This is a genomic window from Natrinema sp. SYSU A 869 (assembly GCF_019879105.1).
Lineage (GTDB): Archaea > Halobacteriota > Halobacteria > Halobacteriales > Natrialbaceae > Natrinema.
This window is the reverse complement of the sequence record NZ_CP082248.1, coordinates 102529-117240: the sequence shown is the minus strand read 5'-3', so window position 1 is coordinate 117240 and position 14712 is coordinate 102529. Positions and strand designations below refer to the sequence as shown.

Genomic DNA, 14712 nt, shown 5'->3' with positions numbered 1-14712 from the left:
CAGAATGGGGGTCCCTGGCCACCATTACGACTTGAGGTACTCGTCAAGCGTCACGTCCGGCACAGTATCTCGCGTCGTCGTACTGTTCTCGTCGGCTGTCTTCTCGGCGTGGCACTCACTACACAATGTCTGGAGATTTGACTCCCCGAGTGGGTGACCGCCGTCCGCGATCCGTTCGATGTGGTCGACCTCCATCGATTCAGTTCCAGGAGCCCCTTGGACCGACCACACTTCTGGCAGGTGTAGGCGTCCCGCTCGAGGATCTTGTCCCGGACGGTGTCCCAGAGAAACATTCGCTGGGCCGCGTTCACGATGTTCTGGCAGCGCTCCGAACAGTAGTTCCAGCGACCGTCGACGACGGGTTCATCACAGACGCGGCAGAGATCCGATTTCGTCTGTGGGAACAGTGTATTCATCTTTTTGTTCAACCTCCGCTTTCGATCGCCCGTCATCGGTCTCCCTCGAGAGCAAGCGATCGAGGTTCTCTGCAGTCCTGATGAATTGGCCCTCGAACCCGAGGACGCGACCCATGCCCTCTCCCGGTTGATCGAGCGAGGCTACTTCTACGAGGTCGACGGCGAACTTCGTGTGACGATGCCGGAAGACTAACTCGTGGATGGGGTTCAAAATTCAATACTAAATTTATAGTATACTCGACTATCGGTTTCCGTGATTGTTCCTTCACCGATATCCGCTAGATCGGTAGAAAACTGCTCGTCTTTGTGTTGATTACGACAAGAGGGTGTCATAGAACCATTCCCAAGGATTAATCTCAGTTACATTCTGGTGAACCAGCCGGCACGTACGTGTGCGTACTTAGTGCATCACGTACTTACCAGACGAATGTTAACTATACTACACTACGTTTTGTTCTATATGGCTAACACAACGGCCGGTCCCAAACGTGTCGCCCGAATCGCTGCTGGGTTGGCCAGTCTGGCTGGAACGTATGGATCCCTATCTTTGATGGGAGCGTTCGGCCCAGTCTCGTGCTGGACAAGCAGTGGGTCAAATACCGACGGAACTACCCGCAGCTGTGAGTCGGGTATCGACTACCTCTTAGGGAGTCCCACCGGAAACGCTCCGGTATTGTTTTTCTGGGCAGTGGTTCTTCTGGCTCTCGTCACGTTCGGCGGAGCCGCAGCGTGGACCGGTCACCGCTACATCACCTGGGCCACGACAGTCATTGGTATGGGTATCTCAATCCTCGGTGTCACGAGTATCGGCTGGTACTTTCTGCTACCGACGCTGTTCCTGCTGGTCGCCGCAATGGCCTGCAGCATTAGCGCACGGCGCGAGAACAATGGCGACCAACCAGCATCCGTAATGGATTAAAAATCGCCCCTCTTGGGATCACATTTTCCAGATAGCTATCTCACTGAAAAGGCTGCACACTACTTGCTCTATACTTATCATTCGTCGGCTACCCGCACAGAGTATGAGAACTCTTCTATGACACCCACTACGACAATCCAAAATATGTGGCAGCAGTGATCTCAATCGGCGTCGATGATTGAGTATCCCTCAGAGGTCAGGCGACGCGACTCGACAGCCACACGGCGCCGCAACATGCTCCATCGGACCGCGTGTGTGTACCAGAATTACCGCTTTCCCACAGTGCGGACACGATGGCAGCGACCAGTCTTCCTCCTCTTCTGACTGTGTCTTCTCGCTCATAGGCACCTCAAGCGGTGACTGTCGCGACCGACGGCTACTCGAGTGCGATACGACTCTCGTGCGGGACGTTTATATCCCGTTAGAAGTAAGCGAAACATGGCTTTCAAATCCGCGGATGGATTGGAAGCCACGTCTCGGGTGCTCCAACACCCGGGGCATTTCAACGCATGCCCCCGCGACGAGGTGGAGCGCGGCTTCCATCTTGATTAATGATACCTAGTTACTTATAGCATTTGGATTGCAGCTCAATAGAAATAGCTGGGCGCCAATAACAGTAGTTGGTAATGCGATTTATTCAGAGTAGTTCGTGAAAACCACGGTAAGTACAGAGGACTCAATTATCAGTCTGATTTATCACGATTCTTCACGACGTGGGCAAAAGATAGAGCGGCAAGAGGAAAATCACCAATATAGAGATACTACTGCCAATATCTTGAAAGAGTTCGTTCGTAGCATCTGAAACGGTTTCAAGGGTGATTACAGCCAATAAAAACGTGATGAGTGCGAGGAACCAATCTGTTCTATCCATGTATAAATTTAAAAACAGCCGCGTTACAAAGATTCCGATTCGGTAAATACGCACACGTAGTTACCGAATTGCCCAATTCGATTTCGAGCGTATTTCTAAATAAAGAAACCGTACTACTATCTACTGATAATCTTGCTCGGTGATTCCTCACTGGTATCCTAGCCGTCGTGCTCTGATTTTAATACGCTAAGTAGCGACCAGTTCATAGACCGTTACGAATAGAGCGCTGATTCAACAAGGAAAAAATAGTTAGAACGTTCGAATGAATTGCTAATTATGGACGATTCGGTCCGAATAGTGCTCAACGACGCCTTTCAAGATCGCACGATGACTGCTATCGACGAGGCAGTGGACTCGGGTCGTCCGGGGAATCACACGCTTCGAATCATATTTTCCAACGGCGAGCGTGTTTTCCTGAAACTTCGTATAGATGGCGACGCTGCCCGTAACCGGCGCGAAGTCGCCACCACCCGCTATGCTATCGATCACTGTTCGGTTCGTGTTCCAACCGTAATCGCGGCGGACTCAGCGTTCAATCCACCATATCTTGCGACCTCACCTCTCGATGGAACTCCCGCCAGCACGGACTGGGAAGCAGACGAGAGTCAAGAAACTATTGCCCGGGATATCGGCCGGGTGGTGGCAGGGATCACTACTGCGCGTTTCGACGACCATGGATGGATTACTGGCGGTGACCGAGATCACCTCGACCGTGAGACTGGTGCGTGGAGTGCGGTGCTCGCAGACGCAATAGAGCGCGAGGCGAACGACGTCCCATCGGAGCGATTCGCAGGCGTCCCTGAACGGGCGGCCGATCTAGTACGCGGAAAGACAGATGTCCTTGACGGCGCGTCGCCCGCACTCCTCTATCCAGACGTCCGGTTAGAGAACGTGTTCCAGAATGGGCGACCAGGGGTGATCGACTGGGAGTGGACACTGGTTGGCGACCCGGGTTTAGGCCTCTGCTGGGGTGAGGCCTGGGTGGCTGAACGGGCAGATGTGTCTGACAGCGATCGAGGCCGACTACGCGCAGCGGTTCACGACGGATACTGTGAATGGGCAGGTGAACTTCCACAGAGGTTCGACCGACGGCGGCCCATCTACCGGCTAGTGACGTTCCTTCAAACGGCCAAAACGTTTCCACTCTGGGCACCGAGCGCACCGGAAGCAACAACAGACCTCGCTGAATGGGTACGTGACGAACTAGATGAACGATTTGCAGCAGCTGAGGCCGTCTGCTAACTCCGGCAATGTCAGGTATTCGTTTCAGCCGTAGTAGAAAGACATTCTGTTTGAGACGTTTGAACCGAATGTTGTGCGGAGATGTATAACTGGATTGTACTCAGGTCGTTTCCAGTGGCCACTGTTAGTAAAATCACGATTTAGATAATTGGAAGCATTATTTGCTTGGGTTTAACAGACGTCATGGTCAACCAAGACGGCGATGATGAACCGCTATCGATCCACATCGGCACAAGTTCGGCGATCGCCTGAAACAACCGTAGCCACGCTCGAGACTCGATCGATAGTGCCAACGGGCGTCCGCATGTTCTGGCCCATGACCACACGGGCGGGCCTTGAGAGACCTTCGAGTTCCCAACCGAGTCGATGGCCGAGAAGGCTGCCGACCTACAGACGAGGTTGCAGCTCAAGGATGACGCTTGGTGAGTATGAGTCTCAAAACCTTACCGGCAAGTCCGGTATTCTTACTGCGTGGGAAGCCTCGCCGTTTATCGCGAGGAGGATGTCACTAGCGATCAGGTATCCCCTCAAGGATGTCGAAGACATCGATTGCCTTGTACTCTTGATTCCGCTGGTTTCCAGTCGTCTCGACGATAATTCCCTCAGACACTAACTCCTCAATGGCGTTGTATGCGGTTTGTCGACTGACATCGAACCGATTCTGCACGTCGTGTGCTGTGAAGTATGGCATATCGAATACTCCTCGTGCGAGGCGATGACTCGTTTTCTGGTCCTGATACCGTTGTTCGTAGTCACGCCGAAGCTCCATCAGCCTAAGTGTCCGTTCGTATGAGTCCCGTGCCTGCACCTCGATACCTTCGATAAAGAACGTGATCCAGTCACGCCAATCTCCGTGTTCGCTCACAGCGCGCATCTTCTCCACATATTCCTGCTTGTTGCGATTGAAGTAGGCACTCGGGTAGAGATATGGTTCGCTCAGGTAGCCAGCAGCACAGAGCTGTAACACGATGAGGATGCGACCAAGCCGTCCATTCCCGTCCTCACAGGGATGGATCGTCTCGAACTGGTAATGCGTAATCGCAAGGTCAACGAGCGGGTGATGTTGACCGCCCATCTGGATGTAGGCCTCCAGAGAGTCCATGAGTTCAGGAACGTTCCGGTGGGGCGGGGGGACGAATGGTGGCTGACTAGCGTATGGAGAGGGGATATGAACATCGCTGGTCCGCCATTCTCCAACTTCTTCGCCTTCGTTTCGAACGTTCTCGAGGAGCAATTCGTGGAGCGACTGGAGGAGTTCGAGTGCTATTGGCTCACCGTGTTTGATCGCGCTGAACCCCTCCTGAAGTGCACGTTCGGCGTTCAGGACCTCCTGAAGGTCCCGGCTCGTGTCGACATTCTCCCCTGCATTGGTACGTGTGTGATACGCGTAGACCTCGTCCATTTCGACGTCAGCACCTTCTATTTCGGCAGTCTCGACAGCTTCAAGCCGGACGAGGGAAGTGTAGAGAACTGGTGAGAAATCGACGGTTGGACTGATACCGTCGATGCGGCCGAGTTGAAAGGTGGCATCGGCGATAAGCTCCGTGAGGACGTCGTCGACAGCAATCTGCGTAGTGAGGGGGAGTTTTTCCGGAATGTAGTATGGGTGTGGATGCGACTCACGATAGTGTCCTGGTGCCTCCTCCGGAAGTTCTCGAGTCGGCATTTGATTATACCACGATTTCCAGCCTGTTAATCATACCGCTTATAAACTAACTTGATTACTGGTGTCTCGAGCATGCTTGCTCAAAATAGGATACGGAAATTTTGGTGAACAGGCCCCATCCACGCTACGAACGTGATGGAAATTATACAATATCCACGAACGAGAAACGCCGAGAAGACGACTAATTGTCGAATCAGAGACCCGTTCTTGAACACCATTTTCGCCTCAGAGCTGACCCGCGCAGATGTTGCTGCCTACCACATGGCTGAGCTCGAGTAGGAGCTCACCACTGTCCCCATGAGATGGATTTGCTGGCGGGCCGAGGTGGCGCTTCCGGATCACGCATTGTCGGCTGGTCTCGTGGTTCTGGCTGGTCGCGCCAGTTGCCCGACGGATAGTTCTCGTTCTCGGCGCGGCGTTGTTGTTCCTGAAAGATCTCGCTGACGTGATCGTCGCCCTCGCTCGCATCGTCTTGGATGGCCGACGGCAGGCTGGTCATAAACTCATTTGCTTCAAATTGGTTGTCCTCGCCAGCAGGCGCGCCCAGCGCTAGGTCTGCCCGTCCTGATCCGCGGACGACATTCTCTCGGATCACGTTCTCCGACGGCTCGTCAACGGTAGGATAGGCGGCAATCCCAAATTTGGGTGGCCGTCGACGATGTTGTCCTCGACGAGATTATCGTTCCCACCCCAGAGAAGGATGCCAGTGCCAAACATCGGATACGTGTATTGCTCAGTGGGGGCATTCTGGTTGCCATTGTCGTGGACGACGTTGTTCACAATGTGTGAGGAATGCTGGGGTGGGTCAATCGTATCTAACGTGTTCGGAACAATACCGGCCATGTTATGCCGCCAGATCGAATCTTTGATCGTCAGATCCTCACCCGTGCTGGTCCCCGAGTACCCCAGACCGTTATACTCAGCGACAACGTCGGAGATAACTGCCTCGAACGGTTGGTTACGGCCGAGGTAGAATCCAGCATCGGGATGACCCGACGCGTAGCTGTATTCAAATCGGCCGTCACGTGAGCGATAGGCGTAAATCCCGTAGTAGCCGTTGTTATACGCTGTCAGGAAACTCCCCCGGAACCCGTCGACATCGTTCCAATAGACGGCGTTGTTTCGAAAGTGCCGTACGGTAAGGTTTTCGACAGCGACCCCATCGGCTTCGACGAGTATCCCGTCTTCTTGCTCGAACCCACCGTCGAGGATAACCGTGTTTCGGTTGTGACCGCGCAGTGTTATCCTAGGTGTCCTGATCTCGATTGCCTCCTCGTATGTGTCTTCTTCGAGAAGCACAAGATTGCCTTGCTCGGCAACATCGACGGCGTCCTGTATGGTAGGTTCGTCGTTAGGGACCCGAATCGTGTCGTAGTCGTCTGCGCTGTTCCTATCGTTCTGTCCAGCGACTTTCTCGGGTATTCCGGCCAGTCCGAGCAGACCCGCCGTTCGAACGAACTCTCTACGATTCATATCTCGATGTTCGCGGTCTGGACGTTTCGTGCTTGGGGGCTATTTGATTGGTTCGTATGCCTGTTCATCGACCGTAACGACCTTACCGCTAGCGCTGCTACGTGACATTGGTATCACTAGGATCGTGATACCTCGAAGGCGCTCATTCAGCGTCTTCTTCTGACACCAAAACCACTCCAGCCGTGGCTGTGCACAACGACTGACTCATCCGCCTGTGCGCTCTCGCTCGAGTTCGTGCGCCGCGTTCCGGCGGTAGTTTTCGCCCTCGCCACCGCGGCCTTCCCCTTGTCCAGGAGGTATCGCTTGAACGAACTCGCGAGTGATCGACCGATGCGTTCTCGGTTGTCTTACCGGGGGTTATGATTCCTCGTTCGAGTACTGGTATGTCGGACGAACATCTTCAAGGAGATCTTCGACGATTTCCCAGAGGATCATGGAAGGTGTCTCGTGTTCGAATGTGATATCCCATCGGTCCGCTTCGTCGGCGACCGTGTACTGGAAATGCACCCGTCCGAGATCGGGATGATTCTCATCTTGGTGCCAACCAGCGTGAAAACCCGCGTTTGGGTTGGTGTAGTTGACGCGGAACCAATCGTGTGGGTCCTGGCGATACCACTTGACGGTTAGTTCCGGCGATTCAGGCCCTGTTGGAGGGTCAAGGCGGTCCGGATCGAAAATTGCTCGCAACTGCTTGGCCTCGATATCGTCCGGAACGTACTCGACCGCCGCAATCTGTGGTACACGGTCAAGGACGTCCCGCTTCAGTTGTTCGTATAGATTCGCGTTCGGGTCACCACCAGGGTGCGGGACAGACATCCGTTAGCTGCTGGCCTCGGCGGGGTCTGTTGTTGGGGCTAGGAAGTCCCATTCGCGGATAGCGAACCCGACGATCCGGATGCGACGCTGGAGGTGTTCCCACTCGCGTGCGATCTCACGGCGACGGTCCTCTTCGTCGGTGTCAAGGGCGTCGTCGGCGAGCGTTCCTCGAAGGTGGTTCGGTGACTCGACGCCGAATTCGTTCTCCCAGTCCCGGATCTGTGCCTTCATTTCGGCGAGGCGGTCCGTGAGCTCCTCAACTGTGTGCCCGCTGTCCCGAAGGCGCATCGCCTCCTGCATCGCTTGGCGGCGGTAATCTGGGTAGTACGTGGTGTGGGTGCCGCTGTCGTCACGATGGAGGATGGTGTCCTCGACGAGCCGTTCGAGGACGCGCTTGGTTGGCTCGTGTGACCAACCTGCTTCGGAGGCGATCCAATTTGCTGTCCGGGGCTCCGACAGCTGTCGTGCGATCATCCGCACACGGTCTTCGCCCGTCGTCTGCTGGTTCCGCAGCTTGGTATCCTCGACCATACTCGATTATTCGGACTGGATCTTAATATAGATTGAGGTGGCTGATCTTATATCGATACTAAGAGTGTGTCATCGAAATTCGCCGGCTGTGATCGTTTCGAAATACTTGACGCTGACGTATCGAAATTCGATACGATCACTGAAGCCGTGCTGTGGAAGGAGCGGCTCGACCGCCTGTCTGCCGGTTTGTCGGGCAGCAGGATTATCACACACGAAATCGTCTCCTCCGGCGAGGTTCTCGATCAGCTACAAGCGGTGCTCCTCGAGCTAGGATACAACATCGTTTGGGAACCGGGCCAAGAATACGAAGAACTCGGTGCCCAGCGAACCCTCGAGAACGAAGATGGGTTTCTATGACCCAAATGGATTGTATGACTTTTAATGACATCCGTATAAGGGGAATAGTATGACGCTGCCAGTACAGGGTGTTTCTGAACTCGTCCTCGAAGTTGCAGACATGGATCGGGCTGTTTCATTTTGGTCAGAGACGCTTGGATTTCCCATTGTTGACCAATGGGGGTACGCTGATGGGCAATTTACGGGATCACCCTCTGGAGAAGAGGTCTGGGCAACGTGGATCTATGTTGGAGGGAATACCCGCCTAGGCCTATGGCTGCCTCGCGAATTTTCCGATGAAGACAGGAAACACAAAGCACGACCAGTCACTGACTGGCCAGATTCCGCATTGTATGATGAGGGTGGTGACCACGTTCATTTCGCCCTCTATGTTGATGAGAGTGATTTTGACACCGCGTATAAATTCCTTCAGCACGCAGATGTTCCCGTAACAAAACGGGAATATGATGCTGAAGCGCCATACCGGTCGTTATATTTCAAAGATCCTGATGAGCACGTTATCGAGGTGTATACACGCCCAATGGAAGAAAATTACCAGTTACATACAAATAGTTAGTTCTTCGGCTGGAAGAAATAGTAGTGTTCAGATAAGCTGATTCCATGCGAAGGCGAATGATCGCAACCACTCGTCGACAGTTTCTGCTTTGGTGTTGCTAAAACAGTTCGAGATAGAGATAGTTCGTCGCTTTATCTCTCGAAAAACACGTTCTACACTGTTCCGATTTCCGTGACGTTCGTATCTGAAATCGAGGTGGCGAGAGCAGGCGTCTTGGAGCGGTGTCGCTCCATCGACGAGAAACACGGCGTCATCGACGTCGTGTTTCTCGCGTAGCTCGGCGAAGAACGCGTGAGCAAAAACGTTCGTTCTTACCGGTTCAAGCTTTGAATGGAGTAAATTGTTTGTATCAGAATCGACTGCAGCGTACAGCCAATATCGCTTCTCATCAAGTTGGATCACGGTCTCGTCGACCGCAATGTGATCCGGGTTTCGTCCACCTTGGGCTGTAGATCGGCTTTGTGAACTCAATCGTGAACGGTCGAACGTGCTCGTTCAACACCAAATACCTCAATAATAGATACAGTATTCGAAGGTGATTGTCCTGCAAGATAGGACTGAATACCGAGCTTTATCAACAGTTTTGGTGTTGCTTCTCGCTCCACAAAATCTAACTCAATCTGGTCGATAGAACCAGTGAGGCGTAGCGTTTTCGGCCATGGACACGCAGAAAACGCTACGCCTCACCTTTCAATCCTTATTTGAACACCGTCGTACCGTTAACAGTAGTTGAATATAGGCTTCTTTATTCAGAGTAAGGGATAGATTGACCTCCTCCACGCCCTGAAGGACGTGGAATCCGACCATCGGATTTCCGCCGAGTGCGGCGTTCGAGGTTCCAACCCGCACTCAAGGGGAACCGGCGACACACCGGGGGAACTCTCGTTTCCTCCCCTGTATAGGGCTGTGGCCCGGTCAAATAGGCCCCATCGAATACCATGTCATCGCCGTGTGAGGAACAGACCGCGCTCCTCACCATCCCTTGTCTGTTCGGGAACGGCCTCTCACGGTATTCGTAGCACCCTATGTTACGTGCTATCACACTAAAACGATTACGATGGAAATCCGTCCCGATCACCGGCTGCGGGTGACACGCTGCGCCTACCGCTCGACCTGCGCCTGAAGACGCAGGTATGCGCTCGAAATTCGTATCATGCGATAGAGGTCGTAGTAGTCACGCACTTGTGATCGCTGGTAGAGTGCTCGCAGCTTCTCTGCGAAGATTTCCTCAAGGTTGTACGCAGTCAGCGTGAAGTCAGGCGTGTCTTCATACTGGTGGGTGTGATCCACTGAATCGAACGCCACGTGCTCGTCAATCATGACGTCCAAACTCGTCGTATTCCTGTGGCCAAGAATGGCGTTGTACTGGATGTCGATGTCAACGTGACATCCTCCCGCGCCTAAAGACGCGGGCCTCCCACCCGGTGTTGGCCGGGCAGGTCAATCCTGACGGTTGGGAGTCTACGGTTTGCGACCGACGGCGCTGGCTCTGCCACGAAGCCGTTACTCCTACCGCGTTGACGGCTCGGAGGTGTCTTGTTTTGTGTCGGTCGGCGCGGTCGGCTCACTTGTTTGATTTCGGCTCGCGCCGTGGCAAACACCGAGTCAACTGCCAGTTCTCCGCGCACAAGAGGTGTATAGTGGGGTCGAACAATCAAGCTTACGGCGCGTATTCACGGCCTGAAGGCCGTGGTATTGCGCCTGTTCATCAGTATAATGTGTTGGATAGCCCTCGTTCCGAAACTTGCGATGTTGGGTAACCTCGAAATCAATCCCGGAGCGCCTTGCTGCGTCGTCTAACGCAGTCGCCAACTCTTCCTCGCTACCTCGGTAGTCCCCTTCGACACCGAGGTCGAGGTCCTCTGAGTACCGCCATGTCTCTGGGAAGTAGAGCTTGCTAAGAGCGGTGCCGCCCTTGAACAGCAGATTATCTCCATACGAGCTCGTATAGATCGCCCACAGAATCCACGAGTTGACGTAGTTCTTCTCCGCGTAACCCAGACGAACGTCTAGTTCTCTGGCTAACTGTCTCAGACGTGTATCGGTAATCATGCGAAGTCTTCCGGAAGGAATGCTTCAGGTTCTACGTTCAGACGCAGCTGGTACTTACTGTCCCGGGTGCCCGTCGCTTCTCGAGTTGGGTCAAGAAGTGGATATCCGGTCGTGAAATCATCGACGAGATCCCAGTACTCCGGGAGATTGATGTTGAGCTGGTCAGCGAGGTATACGATACGTTTCGTTGCAGCACCGTTCCCGACCCGGCGGAGATATTCTACGACAGTTTCCCACGAACATCGCTTCTCCGTTGCGTTTTGCATCGCCTTGGCGAGTTCACCAACTCCCCCACAGAACTCGGGATGATCAGCACAGTCAACCAGCGTCTTTTCGATAGTGGCGATGTTCACCTGTGCGGATCCGACCGCTGTCGGCTGATATCCAAAGAATTTCTGCTCAGTGACCGACACCGGTCGATACTCGACACCGTGAATCTCTCGTGTCTGCGCGCGCTTTGTCGTCACAAGATATACTGTCCGTGACATCTGCTCCGTGAGACCATGGTGATTCACCGCGCTCCAGTAGCCGATGTACATCGGTTCCACGAGCGCGGAAGCGATGACGAACTCGTGTTCCGTGTAAACCGCATTCTCTCCAGCAGAAAGTGGCAAGATAAGGTATTTCCCCTGGAAGAGGCGCTCCAACCAGCCTTTCTCCTTGAGTGAGTATGCCATATCCTTGGCTGATTTTCGAGAAATCTCCAACGTTTCCTTGACATCACCGATAGTGACGACTTGTCGCCCCTCGCTCGCAAGTCGCGAGAGTGCCTGGGATTCGCGCGTCGACAGACTCTTTCTGTGAGTCTCTGATTTGTTTGTCGGCCTCATAGCCGCTCAGCGTACATAGACCCTAAATCTGCTCCCATCGTTCACGACTGGGTCACTTCATCCGATGGTGCAACGACGAAGGGATCACGAATCTGAACGAGCTGTCTGGACGCCAGCTTCACGAGTTCAGAATCTGGCGGCGAATGGAGGGCGATCTCTCCCCAGCAACTGAGAAGACCCAGATGGATACACTGCGAGTGTTCATCAAGTGGCTGGAGTCGATTGACGGCGTCGAACAGGATCTACACACGAAGGTTCTGTCACCGAACTTGACCGGCGACGACAACATCCGCGATGAGATGTTGGGTTCGGAACGGGCAGACCGGATACTGAACTACTTGGAGAAGTACGAATACGCGTCGCGGCCACACGTCGTTCTCACGCTGATGTGGCATACGATGATGCGGGTGGGTGAAATTCACGCACTGGACTGTGCTGATTACGATCCTGCCAAGCAGTCGTTGGAGGTGGCCCACCGTCCCGACACGGGGACGACGCTGAAGAATCAAGGGAAAGGGGAACGTTTCGTCGCTCTTTCAGACCACGTCTGTGAGCTGCTGGATGATTGGTTGGAGCATACTCGACCGTCGGTGACTGACGAGCACGGCCGGGAACCGTTAATTGCGACATCCCAAGGGCGTGCTCATACGACAACGCTGCGCGGTGACTGCTATCGGTTCACGAGGCCTTGCGTCGTAACTGGGGAGTGTCCGCATGGTCGTGAAATCGAACAGTGTGAAGCAACAGCGTACGATGGAGCTTCTGGATGCCCGTCTGTGGAGAGCCCCACGCACTTCGCAGGGGAGGTATCACTCACGCACTTCAGGAAGGATGGCCGATGAAGGCGGTCGGCGATCGCGCGAACGTCTCAGAAACAGTACTCTCGATGCACTATGATTCGCGTTCAGAGGAAGAGAAAATGGAACAGCGGAGGGATTACTTAGACGATCTCTGACGCAGTCAGGACTCGATATACTCTATTGCATCCCAGATGCTGAGTACCCGAATTCGACCGTCATAGTACGTATTGTCGATCACACCAGAAATCGCCCGCTCAGCGTTCCGGTCGTCAATCAAAATCCCGACGGAGTCATGCGCTGTCGAACCAAGAAGCATCACGGCAGCCGCTGGAAGTTCTGAATCAGTCTTCCTTAGCTCGTCTGGATCTGTCTGCTCAAACTTCGCCAGTCGCTCATGAACCCGATCCATAATCTTGCCAGCACGCGGCCCGTCGTGCACCCGAACTCCTGGCTGCACGGTATCGATGAGATTGATCCATGCTGTTGTGTCCGCTCGATCAACCCAGTCGATACTGATGTATCCGCGTTGCTCCGCGAGTTCCTCCACGACACCCGGTGTCAGATAAAGGTCAATTCCCTCCCCTCTGACGTACTGTATGAATGTTTGATACGAGGTGGATTCCGTTCCCCCGATGGTTCGAAGAAAGCTTGTATCGAGAATAAGGGCTGTTGGGAACGGAGACGGATGCTCCTCACTCATCGGCTCGCTGGTACGGTCCCTGCTCAATTGCGCGGTCGTGAACGTCCACCTCGAACGTGATGTCGCTGAGGGTTGGGTCGTGGTTTTTCACCACGGCGATGATTCGCTCAATTGCCTGAGTGACCGCGATGCCCTCCACAGCAGGGATACCGAGTTCATCCGCGACACCACGACGCGTTGTCTCGCCTTGCAGGTAAGTGAGCGTGGCCATGACCGCCGGTGCGAGTGCGGCCTTCCCGTGGCGGTCAACGAACAATTCGAGATCGTCGTCCACACTGGTTGCGCCATAGACCGCGATAATGGCGGGGCCGAGTTCAAGGGTTATTTCGTCTGTCCAGTCTCCACTCACGGGGTCGGCACGCCAGAGTGAAGAGCCATCTTCGTACTCATCCAACTCCTCTGCGACACCCAACTCGGCCAGTGTATTTGCGTACTTGTAGGCAGTACTCTTGGAGAAACCCTGGCGCTCACGGGCTGCCGTGACCGTTGTGGGGGAGTTGATCAAGAGATCTGTGTAGAACCGCGCGAGATCAGGAGTCCCCAGCAGCTCTTGGATGACGAAAAACCGGTGTGCGGTGTGTCCCGCGTCCGGTGGTTGGATAGGAGTTGGAGCGTTCGACATAGTCCATAGTACGCGAACTATGTTCTAAAGTGTTTTGGAGATCTGTCCAACTAGTCTACTACGGTTGGAACTTCGGTCGTTCCCTATTAATCCAGATTCGTGGTCAGTTGTCGTCACCAACAAAGAAAACGCTCGTATCGCGTTCCATGGCTGATTCAAACGCTTCAACTTCCGCTTCCATCGAATTGATGACATCGTCGCCCAAGATTGCTCGCACTTCCTCCCCTATAATTTCACCATGTCTGTACTATTCATAAACCTTGATATTCTTCGCATCTTTGTCGTCCATAGGGGCGTATTCGGGCCCTGCCAGATTAAGGGTGACTGAGATCAGGGCTTCTTGATTACTCATTACGCACGCATAGTGAGCGGCCGGGTCACCGCATTCAGCGTGGAACAAACAAGCTCACCTTGCTGAACTCATCCTCTGTATGTCAGCACGCGCCTCCTGATAGAGGGTATTGTACAATCGGCGATCGATTTTCTCTCTCGCCACTATTGTGGACGTACGCGAATTTTCGTGGAGACTACTCACCTATCCCCCATCGAACGAAAGCAACGGCAGTGTGTTCGTGCGGCATCTTGCCCCGCCGCTGTATGGTGATTTTAACCCCGAAAATCTGCGATGGGCGCTGCAGGCTCTAGTTCGACCATCGAACGAATCGACCTTTGAGGCGTGAGACGACCGAAATCGACCGTTTCAATATCACCTTTTCTGTCACTAAATATGGGGGTATGTTGGAAAAGTAAACTCACTCTGGCAGCTGTTCCACCTGCGACACCCAGAAGCTTGGCCGCTCATACTCCGGGTATGTGGCCTGGTATCCCAGTCGGCGCGCGAGTGGGGCGATCAGTGCCCCA

The 14712-nt window shown here is 54.0% G+C and carries 14 protein-coding genes and 4 pseudogenes; 6 read left to right on the top strand and 12 right to left on the bottom strand.

The window, feature by feature from the left end; genetic code table 11:
- Positions 1–24 precede the first annotated feature (24 nt).
- A complete protein-coding gene (locus tag K6I40_RS04435) occupies positions 25–195 on the bottom strand; it encodes an HNH endonuclease signature motif containing protein (RefSeq protein WP_222914410.1) in 171 nt (56 codons plus the stop codon).
- 225 nt (positions 196–420) lie between these two features.
- On the opposite strand from K6I40_RS04435, the gene K6I40_RS04430 reads away from it, so the two are divergent.
- The 3 genes from K6I40_RS04430 to K6I40_RS04420 all read left to right on the top strand — a co-directional run bounded on the left by K6I40_RS04430 (position 421) and on the right by K6I40_RS04420 (position 3448).
- Positions 421–609: a hypothetical protein gene (locus K6I40_RS04430; RefSeq protein ID WP_222915011.1), complete on the top strand. Its 189-nt coding sequence runs from the start codon at positions 421–423 to the stop codon at positions 607–609.
- Positions 610–1191: 582 nt separating this feature from the next.
- On the top strand, positions 1192–1335 hold the full coding sequence (locus tag K6I40_RS04425) for a hypothetical protein (RefSeq protein WP_222914408.1): 144 nt from the start codon (positions 1192–1194) through the stop codon (positions 1333–1335).
- 1147 nt (positions 1336–2482) lie between these two features.
- On the top strand, positions 2483–3448 hold the full coding sequence (locus K6I40_RS04420; RefSeq protein ID WP_345779387.1) for a phosphotransferase: 966 nt from the start codon (positions 2483–2485) through the stop codon (positions 3446–3448).
- A gap of 508 nt (positions 3449–3956) precedes the next feature.
- On the opposite strand, the gene K6I40_RS04415 is transcribed toward K6I40_RS04420, so the two are convergent.
- The 5 genes from K6I40_RS04415 to K6I40_RS04395 all read right to left on the bottom strand — a co-directional run bounded on the left by K6I40_RS04415 (position 3957) and on the right by K6I40_RS04395 (position 7934).
- Entirely contained in the window at positions 3957–5114 is a 1158-nt protein-coding gene (locus K6I40_RS04415; protein WP_222914402.1) for a Fic family protein, read from the bottom strand.
- A 283-nt stretch (positions 5115–5397) separates the two neighbouring features.
- Positions 5398–5709: a hypothetical protein gene (locus K6I40_RS04410; RefSeq protein ID WP_222914400.1), complete on the bottom strand. Its 312-nt coding sequence runs from the start codon at positions 5707–5709 to the stop codon at positions 5398–5400.
- The gene (locus K6I40_RS04405) at positions 5706–6587 is read right to left on the bottom strand and encodes a right-handed parallel beta-helix repeat-containing protein (RefSeq protein ID WP_222914398.1); all 882 of its coding nucleotides are present in this window, start codon (positions 6585–6587) and stop codon (positions 5706–5708) included. The genes K6I40_RS04410 and K6I40_RS04405 overlap by 4 nt, the downstream gene beginning before the upstream one ends.
- 357 nt (positions 6588–6944) lie before the next feature.
- Complete coding sequence (locus K6I40_RS04400) at positions 6945–7403, bottom strand: hypothetical protein (protein ID WP_222914396.1); 459 nt, start codon at positions 7401–7403, stop codon at positions 6945–6947.
- Between the two features lie 3 nt (positions 7404–7406).
- Positions 7407–7934 (bottom strand): hypothetical protein, encoded by a 528-nt coding sequence (locus K6I40_RS04395; RefSeq protein ID WP_222914394.1) that lies wholly within the window; start codon positions 7932–7934, stop codon positions 7407–7409.
- Positions 7935–8000: 66 nt separating this feature from the next.
- Here K6I40_RS04395 and K6I40_RS04390 point away from each other — a divergent pair, with 66 nt between their 5' ends.
- Entirely contained in the window at positions 8001–8291 is a 291-nt protein-coding gene (locus tag K6I40_RS04390) for a hypothetical protein (RefSeq protein WP_222915009.1), read from the top strand.
- 49 nt (positions 8292–8340) lie between these two features.
- Positions 8341–8847: a VOC family protein gene (locus K6I40_RS04385; protein ID WP_222914391.1), complete on the top strand. Its 507-nt coding sequence runs from the start codon at positions 8341–8343 to the stop codon at positions 8845–8847.
- Positions 8848–8874: 27 nt separating this feature from the next.
- Here the strand turns inward: K6I40_RS04385 and K6I40_RS04380 are convergent.
- From K6I40_RS04380 to K6I40_RS04365, 4 genes and pseudogenes are all read right to left on the bottom strand, one after another.
- Positions 8875–9476 (bottom strand): annotated as a pseudogene (locus K6I40_RS04380) (IS6 family transposase).
- 520 nt (positions 9477–9996) lie between these two features.
- A pseudogene (locus tag K6I40_RS04375) lies at positions 9997–10233 on the bottom strand (nucleotidyl transferase AbiEii/AbiGii toxin family protein); the annotation flags it as partial.
- Positions 10234–10554: 321 nt separating this feature from the next.
- Positions 10555–10899, bottom strand: a pseudogene (locus K6I40_RS04370) (nucleotidyl transferase AbiEii/AbiGii toxin family protein); the annotation flags it as partial.
- On the bottom strand, positions 10896–11729 hold the full coding sequence (locus K6I40_RS04365) for a type IV toxin-antitoxin system AbiEi family antitoxin (protein ID WP_222914388.1): 834 nt from the start codon (positions 11727–11729) through the stop codon (positions 10896–10898). The gene K6I40_RS04365 and the pseudogene K6I40_RS04370, both read right to left, overlap by 4 nt.
- 32 nt (positions 11730–11761) lie before the next feature.
- Here K6I40_RS04365 and K6I40_RS04360 point away from each other — a divergent pair.
- Positions 11762–12684: pseudogene (locus tag K6I40_RS04360) on the top strand (tyrosine-type recombinase/integrase); the annotation flags it as partial.
- A gap of 5 nt (positions 12685–12689) precedes the next feature.
- Here the strand turns inward: K6I40_RS04360 and K6I40_RS04355 are convergent.
- Both K6I40_RS04355 and K6I40_RS04350 read right to left on the bottom strand, forming a co-directional pair.
- Positions 12690–13229: a hypothetical protein gene (locus tag K6I40_RS04355; protein ID WP_222914386.1), complete on the bottom strand. Its 540-nt coding sequence runs from the start codon at positions 13227–13229 to the stop codon at positions 12690–12692.
- A complete protein-coding gene (locus K6I40_RS04350) occupies positions 13222–13851 on the bottom strand; it encodes a hypothetical protein (RefSeq protein WP_255681615.1) in 630 nt (209 codons plus the stop codon). Before K6I40_RS04350 ends, K6I40_RS04355 begins: the two co-directional genes overlap by 8 nt.
- Positions 13852–14712 lie beyond the last annotated feature (861 nt).

What these genes read in the sequence shown, in the direction of transcription:
- K6I40_RS04435 (WP_222914410.1), bottom strand. Translation starts at nt 195, where the DNA reads ATGGAGGTCGACCACATCGAACGGATCGCGGACGGCGGTCACCCACTC.
- K6I40_RS04365 (WP_222914388.1), bottom strand. Translation starts at nt 11,729, where the DNA reads ATGAGGCCGACAAACAAATCAGAGACTCACAGAAAGAGTCTGTCGACG.
- K6I40_RS04405 (WP_222914398.1), bottom strand. Translation starts at nt 6,587, where the DNA reads ATGAATCGTAGAGAGTTCGTTCGAACGGCGGGTCTGCTCGGACTGGCC.
- K6I40_RS04385 (WP_222914391.1), top strand. Translation starts at nt 8,341, where the DNA reads ATGACGCTGCCAGTACAGGGTGTTTCTGAACTCGTCCTCGAAGTTGCA.
- K6I40_RS04415 (WP_222914402.1), bottom strand. Translation starts at nt 5,114, where the DNA reads ATGCCGACTCGAGAACTTCCGGAGGAGGCACCAGGACACTATCGTGAG.
- K6I40_RS04355 (WP_222914386.1), bottom strand. Translation starts at nt 13,229, where the DNA reads ATGAGTGAGGAGCATCCGTCTCCGTTCCCAACAGCCCTTATTCTCGAT.
- K6I40_RS04420 (WP_345779387.1), top strand. Translation starts at nt 2,483, where the DNA reads ATGGACGATTCGGTCCGAATAGTGCTCAACGACGCCTTTCAAGATCGC.
- K6I40_RS04395 (WP_222914394.1), bottom strand. Translation starts at nt 7,934, where the DNA reads ATGGTCGAGGATACCAAGCTGCGGAACCAGCAGACGACGGGCGAAGAC.
- K6I40_RS04400 (WP_222914396.1), bottom strand. Translation starts at nt 7,403, where the DNA reads ATGTCTGTCCCGCACCCTGGTGGTGACCCGAACGCGAATCTATACGAA.
- K6I40_RS04350 (WP_255681615.1), bottom strand. Translation starts at nt 13,851, where the DNA reads ATGTCGAACGCTCCAACTCCTATCCAACCACCGGACGCGGGACACACC.
- K6I40_RS04425 (WP_222914408.1), top strand. Translation starts at nt 1,192, where the DNA reads ATGGGTATCTCAATCCTCGGTGTCACGAGTATCGGCTGGTACTTTCTG.